General features: G+C 52.7%; 13 protein-coding genes. 3 read left to right on the top strand and 10 right to left on the bottom strand.

All coding sequences use genetic code 11. The features are described from left to right. Window positions 1-16: 16 nt before the first annotated feature. Both H9X84_RS07920 and H9X84_RS07915 read right to left on the bottom strand, forming a co-directional pair. Window positions 17-2,551 (bottom strand): heavy metal translocating P-type ATPase, encoded by a 2,535-nt coding sequence (locus tag H9X84_RS07920; protein WP_205133729.1) that lies wholly within the window; start codon window positions 2,549-2,551, stop codon window positions 17-19. Between the two features lie 16 nt (window positions 2,552-2,567). Continuing rightward, a complete protein-coding gene (locus H9X84_RS07915; RefSeq protein ID WP_205133730.1) occupies window positions 2,568-2,831 on the bottom strand; it encodes a metal-sensing transcriptional repressor in 264 nt (87 codons plus the stop codon). Window positions 2,832-3,022: 191 nt separating this feature from the next. On the opposite strand from H9X84_RS07915, the gene H9X84_RS07910 reads away from it, so the two are divergent. The 3 genes from H9X84_RS07910 to ppk1 all read left to right on the top strand — a co-directional run bounded on the left by H9X84_RS07910 (window position 3,023) and on the right by ppk1 (window position 6,705). Then, window positions 3,023-3,508, top strand: a complete 486-nt coding sequence (locus tag H9X84_RS07910; protein WP_205133731.1) for a pyridoxamine 5'-phosphate oxidase family protein — start codon at window positions 3,023-3,025, stop codon at window positions 3,506-3,508. Between the two features lie 169 nt (window positions 3,509-3,677). Next, window positions 3,678-4,595 carry a phosphatase gene (locus H9X84_RS07905; RefSeq protein WP_205133732.1) on the top strand — a complete coding sequence of 306 codons (918 nt, stop codon included), beginning with the start codon at window positions 3,678-3,680 and terminating at the stop codon, window positions 4,593-4,595. Next, complete coding sequence (gene ppk1, locus H9X84_RS07900) at window positions 4,585-6,705, top strand: polyphosphate kinase 1 (protein WP_205133733.1); 2,121 nt, start codon at window positions 4,585-4,587, stop codon at window positions 6,703-6,705. Before H9X84_RS07905 ends, ppk1 begins: the two co-directional genes overlap by 11 nt. A gap of 121 nt (window positions 6,706-6,826) precedes the next feature. On the opposite strand, the gene dusB is transcribed toward ppk1, so the two are convergent. The 8 genes from dusB to ftsH all read right to left on the bottom strand — a co-directional run bounded on the left by dusB (window position 6,827) and on the right by ftsH (window position 14,333). Continuing rightward, complete coding sequence (gene dusB / locus H9X84_RS07895) at window positions 6,827-7,795, bottom strand: tRNA dihydrouridine synthase DusB (RefSeq protein ID WP_205133734.1); 969 nt, start codon at window positions 7,793-7,795, stop codon at window positions 6,827-6,829. A gap of 72 nt (window positions 7,796-7,867) precedes the next feature. Beyond that, window positions 7,868-8,635 carry a type III pantothenate kinase gene (locus H9X84_RS07890; RefSeq protein ID WP_205133735.1) on the bottom strand — a complete coding sequence of 256 codons (768 nt, stop codon included), beginning with the start codon at window positions 8,633-8,635 and terminating at the stop codon, window positions 7,868-7,870. Window positions 8,636-8,647: 12 nt separating this feature from the next. Further along, window positions 8,648-9,424 carry a type III pantothenate kinase gene (locus H9X84_RS07885; protein ID WP_205133736.1) on the bottom strand — a complete coding sequence of 259 codons (777 nt, stop codon included), beginning with the start codon at window positions 9,422-9,424 and terminating at the stop codon, window positions 8,648-8,650. 261 nt (window positions 9,425-9,685) lie between these two features. Then, the gene (locus H9X84_RS07880) at window positions 9,686-10,351 is read right to left on the bottom strand and encodes an ECF transporter S component (RefSeq protein ID WP_243423641.1); all 666 of its coding nucleotides are present in this window, start codon (window positions 10,349-10,351) and stop codon (window positions 9,686-9,688) included. Between the two features lie 220 nt (window positions 10,352-10,571). Further along, complete coding sequence (locus tag H9X84_RS07875; RefSeq protein WP_205133737.1) at window positions 10,572-10,946, bottom strand: DUF6145 family protein; 375 nt, start codon at window positions 10,944-10,946, stop codon at window positions 10,572-10,574. Then, complete coding sequence (locus tag H9X84_RS07870; protein WP_205133738.1) at window positions 10,939-11,916, bottom strand: biotin--[acetyl-CoA-carboxylase] ligase; 978 nt, start codon at window positions 11,914-11,916, stop codon at window positions 10,939-10,941. The genes H9X84_RS07875 and H9X84_RS07870 overlap by 8 nt, the downstream gene beginning before the upstream one ends. A 112-nt stretch (window positions 11,917-12,028) precedes the next feature. Continuing rightward, window positions 12,029-12,427 carry a thioesterase family protein gene (locus tag H9X84_RS07865; RefSeq protein WP_205133739.1) on the bottom strand — a complete coding sequence of 133 codons (399 nt, stop codon included), beginning with the start codon at window positions 12,425-12,427 and terminating at the stop codon, window positions 12,029-12,031. A gap of 16 nt (window positions 12,428-12,443) precedes the next feature. Next, window positions 12,444-14,333 (bottom strand): ATP-dependent zinc metalloprotease FtsH, encoded by a 1,890-nt coding sequence (gene ftsH, locus H9X84_RS07860; protein WP_330612306.1) that lies wholly within the window; start codon window positions 14,331-14,333, stop codon window positions 12,444-12,446. Window positions 14,334-14,538 lie beyond the last annotated feature (205 nt).

Genomic DNA, 14,538 nt, shown 5'->3' with positions numbered 1-14,538 from the left:
CTCCCGTTTTCTTTTCTTACTGAATATCCACTACTTCATACCCGGCATCGGCAACGGTCTTTACCAGTTCCTCGTCGCTGATGTCTTTGGATAGTGTTACCGTAGCGCTTTTGCCTTCCAGGCTCACCTCAGCGGATACGCCGTCCATTTCATTCAACGCCTTTTCCACTCTGCCGGTGCAGTGTGTACACATCATGCCTTCGATCTTCAATACTTTCTTCATTCCCATTTCCTCCTTCGGTTCTTCTTTCTTTTCTGTATGTTTTGTCTGTTCCGGCTGTTTCCCTTTGGCGAACTTCGGGCGGAACAGCTTCAGCCGCAAAGCGTTGCCGACCACAAAGGCAGAGCTAAAACTCATGGCCGCCGCCGCAAACATAGGGTTCAGTTTCCACTCCAGCAAGGGATAAAATACCCCTGCCGCCAGCGGGATGCCGCAGGCGTTGTAGAAAAAGGCCCAGAACAGATTTTCCTTGATATTGCGTATGGTGGCATGGCTCAGTTCGATGGCGGTCACCGCATCCATCAGATCACTTTTCATGAGAATAATGTCCGCGGATTCCATGGCAACATCCGTGCCGGCGCCAATGGCGATGCCTACGTCCGCCCGCATCAGGGCCGGCGCGTCGTTGATGCCATCCCCGATCATAGCCACCTTCCGGCCCCTTTCCTGCAAGCGGCGGACCTCCCGTTCCTTATCCTGGGGCAGCACCTCCGCCACCACCTCAATGCCCAGTTCCTTTCCGATGGCCGCCGCCGTCCGGCGGTTATCCCCCGTCAGCATGACGACGTCAATTCCCATGCTGTGGAAGGCATCTACGGCCTCCTTGCTGGTGGGCTTCAAGGTATCGGCCAAGGCCAGAAGCCCCAGCAAAACGCCGTTTTCGGCGAAAAACAACGGTGTTTTCCCTTCCTCCGCCAAAGCCTGTGCCCGTTCCTCCAGTTCTGCCGCAGAAATACCTCTTTCCCGCATCATTTTCAGATTCCCCGCCAGCACAAGCCCCTGCTCTGTCTGGGCCTCGATGCCCTGTCCCGCTGTGGCCCGCAGGTCATTGGCGGAAACAAAATCCACTTCCTTTTCCCGGGCATAGGCCACAATGGCCTCTGCCAGCGGATGCTCCGATAGGCTCTCCACAGCCGCCGCCTGCCGCAGAAGACGGTTGCGCAGAATGCCCTTGGCCGTCACCACATCGGTCACCACCGGTTTCCCTTCCGTCAGTGTCCCTGTTTTATCCAGCACCACCGTCTGTACCTGATGGGCAATTTCCAGACTTTCCGCCGATTTCACCAGTATGCCGTATTCCGCGCCCTTGCCTGTGCCTACCATAATGGCCGTAGGCGTTGCCAGCCCCAGCGCACAGGGGCAGGAGATCACCAGTACGGCAATACCGATGGACAGCGCAAAGGAGAAGGGCTGATTCCCGGCAAAATACCAGATAACCGCCGCCAGCACCGCTATGGTAATGACCACCGGCACAAATACGCCGCTGACCTTATCGGCCAGCTTGGCAATGGGCGCTTTGGAGGCCCCGGCCTCCTCTACCAGGGCGATGATCTGGGACAGTGTGGTATCCTTACCCACTCTGGTGGCTGTCATTTTGAAATAGCCGCTTTTGTTCACCGTAGCGCCGATGACTGTATCTCCCGTCTGTTTTTCCACAGGAATACTCTCGCCGGTAATGGCGCTTTCATCCACAGCGGAAAAGCCCTCGATGATTTTTCCGTCTACGGGGATACTCTGACCCGGACGGACGATGACCACGTCACCACTTACGACCTCCTCCACAGGAATCTCCTGTTCTCTGCCTTCCCGCAGGACCATCGCTTTTTTCGGCGCCAGATCCATGAGCTTGCTTATGGCCTCGGAGGTCTTGCCCTTGGAACGGGTCTCCATGTATTTCCCCACCGTAATCAGCGTCAGAATCATGGCCGCCGACTCAAAATACAGTTCCATACCATAATGATGTGCTGTCATCAGATCGCCGTGGCCCAGATAATAAGCCATGGAATAAATGGCAAAGACGCTGTACACCACAGAAGCCGCCGAGCCCAGGGCAATCAGGGAGTCCATATTGGGCGCCCGGTTCCACAGGGATTTAAAGCCCACCACATAATATTTTTTGTTAATGATCATAACGGGAATGGTCAGAAACAGCTGTGTCAGGGCGAAGATCATCACATTTTCGTCCCCCAGCAAAAACGCCGGCAGAGGCGCTCCCATCATATGCCCCATGGAAATATAAAACAGCGGGATCAAAAAACAGAAGGACGCGATCAAACGCCGCTTCATATGAGCCATTTCCTCCGCCGCCACATTTTGGGGCGCCGCCTCTGATTTCTGTTCTCCCTGCACCGAAGCGCCGTAGCCGCCGCTTTCCACCGCATGGATGATATCCGGGATTTGCAGGCATCCCTCGTCATACTCCACCACCATGGAATTTTGCAGCAGGTTCACGTTGACCGATGCCACCCCTTCCAGCTTTCTCACACTCTTCTCCACATGGGCGGAGCAGGCGGAACAGGTCATGCCTGTCACATCAAATTTTTGCTTCATACAAGCAAGCCCCCCTTTATTTCAGTATTCTGCCCAGCATAGCCACCAGTTCATCCACCTTTTCCTCTCTTTCGGCGTCGGTTTTGGCGCCGGTGACACATCCTTTCAGATGGGCCGTCAGAATTTCTTTATTGGCTTTGTTCAAAATAGCTTCTGTGGCCATCAGCTGATGGGAAATATCCATGCAGTATCGGTCCTCTTCCACCATTTTTAAAATACCGTCCAGCTGGCCTCTGGCCGTTTTCAGCAGGGCCGTGATTTTATCTTTATCCGCTCTCATATTCTCGCCTCCTACCCACCCCCCTATGGGGGTGTCTCTTTTCCAGAACAGCATACCACAATTCCTACCCCATGGCAAGGAAAATTTTCTTTTTTCCTCCTGCCAAATGTAGTATAATAAGCCCAAAAGCAAAGAAAATCCCATTTTTTCAGGATATTGCCATCTTATTCATCAAAAAAGGAGGAATCCCCATGTCCACAGAACACACACCCCTGCGCCGGAAAGACCGGGCCATCTCCGAGGAAGAGGCCAGACGCATCATCCGGGAAAGCCCCTACGGCGTATTTATCACCTCTGACAGCGACAATCTGCCCTACGGCGTTCCTGTCTCCCACGTGCTGGACGGAAACAGCATCTATTTCCACTGTGCCCTTTCCGGCCGCAAGCTGGAAAATATGGCCCAGAATCCCAACGCGGCCATGACCTTTGTTTCCCAGCTGCGTCTGGATCAGGAAGCCTTTACCGTGCGCTATGAAAGCGCCATGGCCGAGGGTACGGCGGCTCTGGTTACCGACCCGGAGGAGAAATACCACGCGCTGGTTCTCATCTGTAAACAGTACGCCCCGGACTCCTTCAAGGATTCCGACAACTATATCCGGCCAAAAATGGGCGTGACCGCTGTCTGCCGTCTGGATATTGCCCGTCTCAGCGGAAAAATCAACAAAAAACCCGAATAAGAAATAACACGAAAAAGCGCCGAAGCTGTTCCAACCGTCTCCGGCGCTTCTTTTTTGCCGATTTTTCCCGAAAAAAGCATATTTTACCAAAGTTTAACATAATCCTGTATATGGTCTTAACATGAAAGGCGCACAATAGACCCAAGAAAAAAACAAAGGAGACAGTATCGTGTACGCAGTCATTGATATCGGTTCCAACACCATCCGCCTTGTGATCTATAAAATCGAAAATCACCAAATTCGGGCTTTGCTCAATAAAAAAAGTCCCGCCGGTCTGGCGGGTTATATCAATAAAAACCGCTGTTTGAAAAAAAGCGGTATCCGAAAGGCTGTCGGCGTTTTGCGGGAATTCCGGGAAATCCTGGACCATATGACCATCCGGGAGGTCTTCCCCTTCGCCACCGCCTCCCTGCGCAATATCAGCAACGCGCCGGAGGTACTGGACGCCATCAAAAAGGAATGTGGCTTTGACGTACGCATCCTTTCCGGCGAGGAAGAAGCCGTATTCGACTATTACGGCGCCTTGCAGGCCATGGAAATGGACAACGGCCTGCTTTGCGACATCGGCGGCGGCAGTACGGAAATCGTTTCCTACCGGGATCACGCCATCCATACGGCAGTCTCTTTGCCCATAGGCTCTCTGAACCTGTACCAGAGCCATGTAAAGGGCATCCTGCCCCGCAGAAAGGAACTGGAAACCATTCGGCGGCATATCATGGAAGAGCTGGAACAGCTGCCCTCCATAAAATATCCCGTCACAGACTTATGCGCCGTAGGCGGTTCCGCCCGGGCGGCCCTGCAAATGGTACGCTCTTTGGGCAAAGAGGAGGATACTCCCTCTTTTGCCTATCCTCCCCAGCGGCTGGAGGATTTTCTGACGGAAGCCCTGGAGGAGCCGGAGGAATTCGCCCGCAGACTTTTAAAAACGGCCCCGGAGCGAATCCATACCTTCCTGCCGGGGATCACGGTACTTTCCGCCATCGCGAAACATTATCAGATCAAACGCATCCTGACGGTGCCTTACGGCGTCCGGGAGGGATATCTATACTATTTATTGGAACAAAGGGGAGAGATCCATGGGAAATAAGGCCTATTCCTTTACACAGAACAGAGAACTATCCTGGCTGAAATTCAACGGCAGGGTATTAAACGAAGCGGCGGATGAAAGTCTGCCCCTTCTGGAACGATTGAAATTTTTATCTATTTTCACTTCCAATCTGGATGAATTTTTTATGATCCGTGTGGGCAGTCTGTTTGACCTGGCGCAGGTCAAAGCGGAAGCCATCGACAACAAATCCGGCATGACCCCGGAAGAACAGCTGGACAGCATTTACCGTGCCGTCCGTCCCCTCTGGGTAAAACGAGATCTGCTCTTTCATGAGATCGAGCGCCAGCTTCGTCCCCACGGCATCTGCCATCTGGCCTTTTCGGAGCTGGAGGCCACAGAGAAAAAATACATCAAACAATATTTTCATTCCTCTGTCCTGCCGGTGCTTTCGCCGCAGATCGTAGACCCCCACCACCCCTTTCCCCATCTGGCCAATAAGGCCCTTTATGTAGGGGCTATGCTGAAATATAAAGCAAAAGAAGTCTTCGCTCTGGTACCCATTCCGGCGGCACTCCCGCCGCTGGTCTTTCTGCCGGGGCACGAGCTTCGCTTTATCCCTATGGAAAATATCATTCTGGAATATCTCCAGAGTATTTTCGATCATTACACGGTCTCGGAAAAGACCGTCCTCTGCATCACCAGAAACGCCGACATCCATCCCGATGACGAGGCGTTCGATATAGGCAGCGACTTTCGCAAAAAAATGAAAAAAGTGCTGGGGCAGCGCAGACGTCTGGCGCCGGTACGTATGGAAATCTCCCATACCGTCAGTCAGAAATTCCTTTCTTATTTATGTCATCATCTATCCCTGACGGATCGGATGGTATTCCAGACCGACGCGCCCATGATATTAAAGGCGGTATTCTCTATTCCGGAAAAGCTGTCCCCGCTGAAACAGAAAGCGTTGACCTATGCTGAATTCACGCCGCAGTATCCCGCCCGTATCCATCGGAACGAGAGCATCCTGCGGCAGATCCAGAAAAAGGACCTCCTGCTTTCCTACCCCTACGAAAGCATGGAACCCTTTTTACAGATGGTCAAAGAAGCGGCGCAGGACCCTTCGGTCATCTCCATCAAAATCACCATTTATCGTCTGGCCTCCAAAGCCAGACTGGTGGAATATCTCTGCGAAGCAGCGGAAAACGGCAAGGACGTTACCGTCCTCATCGAACTGCGGGCACGCTTTGACGAGCAGAACAATATCGACTGGTCGGAACGGCTGGAAGACGCCGGCTGCACACTGATCTATGGTCTGGAAAATTATAAAGTCCACTCCAAAATCTGCCTTATCACCCGACGGGAGAAAAACGAGATCCGTTATATTACCCAGATCGGTACCGGCAACTACAACGAAAAGACAGCGGCCCTTTATACGGACCTGTCTTTGATGACAGCCAACCAGTCCATTGGCAAAGACGCCAATCTCTTTTTTCAGAACATGGGCATCGGCAATCTCATGGGAAACTATGAACGTCTGCTGGTGGCGCCCGTTTCCCTGAAATCCCGTATCCTCCATCTCATTGACGAGGAAATCGCCAAAGGCGACCGGGGACGTATTTTCCTGAAATTAAACTCCATTACGGATATTGATATTATGGAACGGCTGAAAGAAGCCTCCTGCGCCGGTGTAAAAATACAGATGATGGTACGGGGCATCTGCTGCATCCTGCCGGGCATTCCCGGAAAAACAGAAAACATCTCTGTATTCCAGATCGTCGGCAGATTTCTGGAGCATTCCCGCATTTACTGTTTTGGCAGCGGCAAGGAGGAAAAAATGTATCTTTCCTCCGCCGACTTCATGACCCGGAACACGGAACGCCGGGTAGAGGTGGCCTGCCCTGTCTATGACGAGGATATCCGCGCCCAGATCCATCAGATTCTGGACGCCTGCAAGGCGGACAATGTCAAGGCGCGGGTATTGCTGCCCGACGGCAGCTACATCAAAAAGGATGCCGTACCGCCGCTGCTGGACAGCCAGCAGTTTCTGGCGGAACAGGCGGCCCTGCCGCAGACAATTCCATCCGGGACCACCACACAATCTCCCTTCACCTCATTTATCACCAGACTTCGGTCCCGGATGTTCCAATAACCGCAGCCACTCCCTATCCTCTTGGATATACCATACAGGGGCGTATCTCCCTTTTCGCCCCACAACACCAAAAAAAGCGCCGGCACCTCCCTTTCGGGTTCGTGCCGGCGCTTTGCCGTTTTTATGGATTCTGCTGTTCCAGATATGCCCGCAGAAGACGTTCCATCTCCTCGTAGCTTTCCATCTGGTTCATACTGCCTCTGAGGACAGAAGCCCCGGGCAGTCCCTTCATATACCATGCCATATGCTTGCGCATCTCTCTGACGCCAATATAGTCGCCTTTGTAGTCTATGAGCATCCGGGCATGGCGCAGGGCCATTTCCACCCGTTCCTGTGCCGTAGGCTCCGGCAGCAGTTCCCCTGTCCTCAGATAATGAAGCACCCGCCGGAAGATCCATGGATTCCCCTGGGCGCCTCTGCCGATCATAATGGCGTCGCAGCCCGTCTCCTCCAGCAGTGCCTTGGCGTCCTGGGGCGTAAACACATCCCCGTTGCCAATGACGGGAATGGACACTGCTTCTTTTACCTGACGGATGGTCTCCCAGTCCGCCTTGCCGCTGTAATACTGTTCTCTTGTCCTGCCGTGGACCGCCACAGCGCTGGCGCCGTTGGCCTCGGCAATCTTCGCGATCTCCACAGCGTTGAGATGGTCGTCGTCAAAGCCCTTGCGGAATTTGATGGTCACCGGCTTCTTCTGGCTCTCCACCAGAGAGCGGACGATCCTTCCCACCAGCTCCGGCGTTTTCATAAGGGCGCTGCCCTCGCCGTTTTTGACAATCTTCGGCGCGGGACATCCCATGTTCACATCAATAATATCAAAGGGATACGGCTCAATCTTGCGCCCCATCTGCCCCAGAATCTCCGGGTCGGAGCCAAAGAGCTGGATGGCCGTAGGCCGCTCCCCTTCTTCCACCCGCAGCAGTTCCGTGGTGTTTTTGTTATCGTATAATATGCCCTTGGCACTGACCATTTCCGAATAGACCAGACCGCAGCCCATTTCCTTGCACAGAAGGCGGAAGGGCAGGTCTGTCACCCCGGCCATGGGCGCCAGAAAGACGTTGTTTTCCAGTTCCAGTGTTCCGATCTTCATAAACTCCTCCTTTCCTTCTCATAATAAAACAGACAGGCCCGGATGCTTCCGTCCGCCGCCTGCCTGCGGAATTTATTTATTTTTGTGATAAAGTATCTTCAGACCCTTCAATGTTAAAACAGGGTCCAGCACGTCGAATATCTTTTTGTCCGGGTCGATGATTCTTGCCAGTCCGCCGGTGGCGATGACCTTCATCTCCGGCAGATTCAGTTCTTCCTTCAGCCGGGAAATGATATATTTCGTCTGGCCGATATGGCCCAGCACCAGCCCTGCCTGAATACTGCCCACGGTATTTTTCACAATAATGGACCGGGGCTTTTTGATTTCGATTTTGGGCAGCTGTGCCGCTCTCTGGGTCAGAGCGTCGGCGCAGATGGAAATGCCCGGTGTAATCAAACCGGTGATAAACTCGGATTTTTCATTGATGACGTCAAAGGTATTGGCTGTGCCATAGTCAATGACCATGGCCGGGCCGCCGTAAATTTCGTTGGCCGCCACCAGATTCACGATACGGTCCGCCCCAACGGCTTTGGGATTGTCCCGCCGGATGGAGATGCCCGTTTTCATACCCACAGATACCAGCATAGGCTCAATGCCGAAGTATTTCCGGATGCCCTGGGTCAGGGAATACATAATATCCGGCACTACGGAAGAAATGATGACCGCCTCGATGCTGCTGGCCTTTACATCGGAATTGTCAAAGAGGGAATGGATGAAAATACCCGTCTCGTCCGCTGTACGCACACCGGCCGTAGCCATGCGCCAGCATTTGATGAGTCTGTCCTTGTGGTACACCCCCAGCACATAATTGGTGTTGCCCACGTCGATTACCAAAAGCATTTTCTCCCCTCCTTACCTTCTGTTTTTGTTCTTCTCATAGATGAGCCGCAGTCCCTGCAGTGCCAGCACAGGGTCGTATACGTCAAAAATCTCGCTGTTTTCGTCAATGACCTTCGCCAGTCCGCCGGTGGCGATGACCTTCATCTCCGGCAGTCCCAGTCCTTCCTTGATCTGCTCGATAATATAGATGGTCTCCCCGATATGGCTTTCCACCAATCCCGCCTGTATGCTTTCCACCGTGTTTTTGGTGATGAGGCTGGCAGGACGCTTGATCTCGATTTTAGGCAGCTGTGCCGCTCTCTGGGTCAAAGCATCGGCGCAGATCTGGATTCCCGGCGCAGTAATGCCTGTCAGAAATTCTCCGGCCGCGCTGACCACGTCAAAGGTCGTAGCCGTACTGTAATCCACCACAATGGCGGGGCCGCCGTAGATCTCATAGGCCGCCACCAGATTGACAATACGGTCTGTCCCCATTTCCTTGGGGTTCTCCATCCGCAGATTGATGCCGGTTTTCATGCCGGCCCGCACCACCATAGGCTCCCGGTTCAGATACTTCCGAATACCGTTGAGCAGGGAATACATCACATTAGGCACCACGGAGGATACCACTACCGCCTCGATCTGATCCACGGAAACATCGGAATGGACAAAAAGCATCCGAATCATCATCCCCGTCTCGTCAGAGGTACGGCTGCTGAGAGTAGACAGCCGCCAGTTGGCCACCAGCTTGTCCCCATCGAATACGCCCAGCGTACTGTTTGTGTTGCTTACATCAATGACTAAAATCATAACCGCAGTTCTCTCCTGTTTCTTACGTTTCTTCCCCCGTCAGAAGGAAGCTGTTACCCAAAAAAAGCACGGGAAAAGCAGCCTCCCCTTAAGAAAATAACTATTTTCTTAAGGAGAACTGCAATGGCTGTCTTTATAAGAAAACAATTCCGATCAAAATTGAATTTCCGGAATCCTCTTTCTTGCAAGGATTCCGGAAATATCTGTTTTCCTATGAAGATGCCCTAGGGCAGCCCCGTGCTTTTATTTTCCATGCAGTGTTCAGCGTCTTTTATGGATGGCTTTGCTCAGGGCCTTGGAAATAAAACCGCCCACGATACAGCTGGAAGGCATTTCCAGCAGACCATTGACGCCTACAAAGGCCGCTACGAACAGCAGAGGATTCAGGTTGCCCAGTGTAGCGTTGATTTCCTGAATAAAGTCTGTGTTCCAGAAGCACAGCAACAGCATTCCCATAAAAAATACCGTATTCAAAAAGGCTGCGAAAAATCCGCCGATGAAATAACATACTGTATTGGTACGGTCGATCTTCTTCACCCCAAGGAAGATCATGCCGGTCAGCCATCCCATAAGCATTCTGGTAGGGATGCAGACCAGGAAGGTATAGAAGGGGTTAATGTTCATCATCATAGCGCTGAAGGCGGACGCGCCGGTCAGTGCCTGATAAAAGCTGGTGGCGCCGAAGACGAATCCCAGCAAAAGCCCTGCCTTGGGCCCGATAATCATGGCGCCGATCCCCACGGGAATCATCATCAGGGAAATATCCAGACCTAATGTGTGGAAATACCCCAGGGGCGTAAAGGACATCACCAACAGCACAGCGATCATCAGACCGATGGTGGTCATTTCCGCCGTGGTCAGCTTCATGGACTTTTTGGTTTGTACCACAGCCTCATTGTTTTCTACTACTACAACATCGTTTTCCATATTCTGTTCTCCTTTCATTCTCACTCTCATGTGTAAGATATAAGATGATTTGGGTGACTTTGGCCAAACGCTCCCAAACAAAGGGAAAAGGTATATCTCCCCGCAGGATGACATCTTTTTCCGCCGCTTTTGTCTGTTTTCGTTTAACCCTATTCATTATAACAATAATTGAGATTATTACAATGTTTTTTTGAAAACTTTTGTTATTTTTTATACAAACTCATGCTTTTTCCCGGAAATTACCTTCTTTTTCCAGCAATTCCCGGCGGATTTTCTCTCCGTCCTCCGTAAAATACACGGCGTACCACAGTTCCAGCGCCCGCAGCAGTTCCTTTTTCTCCCGCTGGAGACGTTTGATCTCCAGCTCCGCGCCGATGTCGTCGAAGTCGAAATCATCCTCCCGCTTCACCGTCTCGAAATACAGACTGCCGTCCTCATGAAAGCCCACCAGAAAGGTACAGCACAGCTTCTGAGCCAGCAGCACGCAGAATACCCGCACCTCTTCCTGAATACTCTCCGGCAGGGCGGAGAACTCCGGCTCCAGATAATATTTCTGCTGAGCGTAATCCGCCGCAGCCAGTATTTTTTTATTCATATCCCATCACTCCTCTTATGGATACCTCGCCGGAAAATACCACTTCCTCGGCGCCATTATCTTTTCTTCTGACCAGCAGTTCCCCCTCCGGCGTAACGGACAGGGCCTCCGCCCAGAAGGATTCCCGGCCCAGCACATGAACCTCCCGGCCCAGTGTGACACAGCGTTGCGCGTAATCCGCCAGCATGGAAGAAAAACTTCCGCTCTCCAGAAAACGGTCATAATGAACTTCTATCCGCTCCATGATCTTCTGGACCAGCGCACAGCGGGAAACGGTCTTTCCGCTTTCCAGATAAAGGGAAGTAGCCACCTGCGCCAGTTCCGGCGGAAATTCCTCCGTATTGACATTGATGCCAATGCCGGGGATGACAAAATGCACCTGACTCATTTCGCAGTCCATTTCCGTCAGGATGCCCACCGTCTTTTTCCCATGGATCAATACGTCATTGGGCCATTTAATGCCCGCTTTCAGTCCCGTCATTTCCTCAATGGCTTCCGCCGCAGCCAGACCGCACATAAGGGTCAGCACCGAGGCCTCCGCCGGCAGAATCTCCGGCCGCAGAATCAGGCTCATCCAGATACCGACGCCCACAGGGGACTCCCAGACCTTGCCCCGGCGGCCCCGGCCTGCCGTCTGCCGCTCCGCCACCACCAGCGTGCCCTCCGGCGCCCCCTCCAGTGCCAGTTCTCTGGCCCGGTTGTTGGTGGTATCCGTTTCGGCGAAAAAATACACTTTGCGGCCCATTCGCTTTGTAGTCATGCCCGCCTCCAGCTCTCTGGCGTTATAAAGACTCTCCTCCCGGATCAGACGATACCCCCGGTTGGTCACCGCTTCGATGACATAGCCTTCCTCCCGCAGCTTTTTGATGCCTTTCCATACAGCGGCCCGGGAAACAGAAAGCTGCCGCCCCAGTTCCTCGCCGGAAACAAAGCCCTCCTTCTGCCGCAGGATCTCTAAAATTCGATACATCTTCCTTCTCCTTTCCCGCTCCAAACGCAAAAAAGTGATAAGACCGTCCTGTTCTCCGCGGTCTTATCACTTTGCCTTGGGTTTCTATCGCCGTGGAAACAAGTCCGGGGACTTATTTCGCTTTCGCGTTTACGCGGCTCAGGAATTTTTTCAGTTCGATAATGGCACGGCCATGGGTACCTTCGCAGATCTTATCCACTTCGTCGTAAGCCTTTACGCTGAAGGTCAGCAGCTTGCCGTTTACCTCTGTCAGTTCTGTTACCACACGCACTTTCATACCCACAGGTGTTGCGGCCAGATGCTTGAAATCAAAGGTTGTGCCTACGGTTTCCCAGCCTTCCGGCAGGAAAGGCGCTACTGTGCCGATGGCTGTGCCTTCGATCCAGGACAGCAACTTAGGAGAGGCAAATACAGGCACCTTATCATTACCAAAGTGTGCCGCTGTATCGCTTTCCTCTACAACGTATTCTCTTTCATAGCTCATGCCGGGTACGATGTTGTTGAAATCCACTTGAAAGACCCCTTTCTTACATTTCTGTCTGATGATCCTCTTCCTGTGTCTGTGCGGAAGGCGCTTCTTCCTCTTCCACGGTCAGCCCCAGGATATTTGCTCTTACAGACGGGTCAAACAGCTGTCTGAATTCCTCGCCTGTTACTTTCTCTTTTTCTACCAGCAGCTTGGCGGAAGCGTGCAGGACCTCCATGTTGTCCCGCAGAATCTGCAACGCTTCGTTGTAGCCTTTGGTCACGATCCGTTTTACTTCCTCGTCGATGGTAGTAGCTACGGCCTCACTGTAATTTCTGGTGTGACCCCAGTCTCTGCCGATAAATACCTCGTTGCTGTCATCCCCAAACTGGATAGGGCCCAGAATATCGCTCATACCGTACTGTGTTACCATGCTTCTTGCCATGGCGGTGGCACGTTCGATATCGTTGGAGGCGCCTGTGGTAATGTCCTTGATGACAAGAGCCTCCGCCGCGCGGCCGCCCAGCAGGCTGACGATTTCCTGTTCCATAAACAGCTTCGTCATATACATCTTGTCCTCACCGGGCAAAGGCATGGTATAGCCGCCGGCCATGCCCGTAGGGATAATGGAAATGCTGTGGACAGGGTCCAGCTCACTGAGTACCTCAAAGAGGATGGCATGACCGCTTTCGTGGTATGCCGTAATATATTTTTCCTTTTCGGAAATGACTCTCGTTTTCTTTTCTGTACCAACACCGATCTTGATGAGAGCCTTCTGGATCTCCTCCATGTCGATGGCTTTCTTGCCGTCTCTGGCGGACAGCAGCGCCGCCTCGTTCAGCAGGTTGGCCAGATCCGCCCCGGTAAAGCCCGCTGTGGTCTGGGCTACTACCTTCAGGTCTACCTCCGGCGCCATGGGCTTGCCTTTGGAGTGTACCCGCAGGATGGCTTCTCTGCCCTTTACGTCCGGTCTGCCTACATAGACCTGACGGTCGAAACGGCCCGGTCTGAGCAGAGCGGGGTCCAGAATATCCGCCCGGTTGGTGGCAGCGATGATAATAACGCTTTCATTGATACCGAAACCGTCCATCTCTACCAGCAGCTGGTTCAATGTCTGTTCTCTTTCGTCATGTCCGCCGCCAAGACCTGCGCCTCTGCGCCGGCCCACCGCGTCAATCTCGTCGATAAAGACGATACTGGGGGCGTTTTTCTTTGCCTGGTCGAAGAGGTCACGGACACGGGACGCGCCCACGCCGACGAACATCTCTACGAAGTCGGAACCGGAAATGCTGAAAAACGGCACGTTGGCCTCACCGGCGACGGCCTTTGCCAGCAGTGTTTTACCGGTACCGGGAGGGCCCACCAGCAGAACGCCTTTGGGGATTCTCGCTCCCAAATCCGTAAATTTCTTAGGATTTTTCAGGAAGTGCACCAGTTCCTCCAGCTCGGCCTTTTCCTCATCACAGCCGGCCACGTTGTCAAAGGTGACTTTGTTGTTTTCATCCAGATTCATTTTTGCCCGGCTCTTGCCGAAGGAGGCCATCTTTCCGCCGCCCCCCTGCATCCTGCCAAAGAGCACTACCATGATAACCACCATAATGCCCATGAGGATCAGTGTCGGCAGCATCGCCGAAAGCAGGCTCTGCTTCTGAGCCTCCGCGGAAATGATCTCCAGATCACTGCCCTCCATGGGCAGATCATTGATCTCCTGCATAAACGCCGTTACGCTGGGCAGGTTCACGGAGATCTTCGTACCGTCATCCAGTACCGCTTCCGCCATACCGTAGTCAGATACCTCTGTGGCCTTGGTGATGGAGATGCTTTTTACATCATCCTTGCGCAAGGACGTCAAAAGGTCGCTGTACGTATAGACCACCACTTCTTTTTCCTGCGGGACGATACCCTGTCCGCTGAAAGAAACGATGGCGAAGATCACAATAAATATCAGCACGTATAAACCGGCTGACCGCCAATATTTGTTCAAGAGCTTCCCCCCTAATTCACATTATCTTTTTTTTGTTGTCATGCCGATAGGTGCGGCATATCAATTTACAATTTTATCATACTTTTCCCCGAAACGCAACTTACCTTTTGGGAAATTCCCATTTGGAAAAATTCTCTTTTTCCTGAAAAAATCAAGGGATTCGCCTTCCCCC

The organism is Anaerotignum lactatifermentans, from assembly GCF_016902535.1.
Lineage (GTDB): Bacteria > Bacillota > Clostridia > Lachnospirales > Anaerotignaceae > Anaerotignum > Anaerotignum lactatifermentans_A.
The sequence above is the reverse complement of the archived record's forward strand: the minus strand, read 5'-3'. Positions and strand labels throughout refer to the sequence as shown.

Coding starts and splice junctions, on each gene's coding strand:
- H9X84_RS07920 (WP_205133729.1), bottom strand. CDS start 2,551: ATGAAGCAAAAATTTGATGTGACAGGCATGACCTGTTCCGCCTGCTCC.
- H9X84_RS07915 (WP_205133730.1), bottom strand. CDS start 2,831: ATGAGAGCGGATAAAGATAAAATCACGGCCCTGCTGAAAACGGCCAGA.
- H9X84_RS07910 (WP_205133731.1), top strand. CDS start 3,023: ATGTCCACAGAACACACACCCCTGCGCCGGAAAGACCGGGCCATCTCC.
- ppk1 (WP_205133733.1), top strand. CDS start 4,585: ATGGGAAATAAGGCCTATTCCTTTACACAGAACAGAGAACTATCCTGG.
- dusB (WP_205133734.1), bottom strand. CDS start 7,795: ATGAAGATCGGAACACTGGAACTGGAAAACAACGTCTTTCTGGCGCCC.
- H9X84_RS07890 (WP_205133735.1), bottom strand. CDS start 8,635: ATGCTTTTGGTAATCGACGTGGGCAACACCAATTATGTGCTGGGGGTG.
- H9X84_RS07885 (WP_205133736.1), bottom strand. CDS start 9,424: ATGATTTTAGTCATTGATGTAAGCAACACAAACAGTACGCTGGGCGTA.
- H9X84_RS07880 (WP_243423641.1), bottom strand. CDS start 10,351: ATGGAAAACGATGTTGTAGTAGTAGAAAACAATGAGGCTGTGGTACAA.
- H9X84_RS07875 (WP_205133737.1), bottom strand. CDS start 10,946: ATGAATAAAAAAATACTGGCTGCGGCGGATTACGCTCAGCAGAAATAT.
- H9X84_RS07870 (WP_205133738.1), bottom strand. CDS start 11,916: ATGTATCGAATTTTAGAGATCCTGCGGCAGAAGGAGGGCTTTGTTTCC.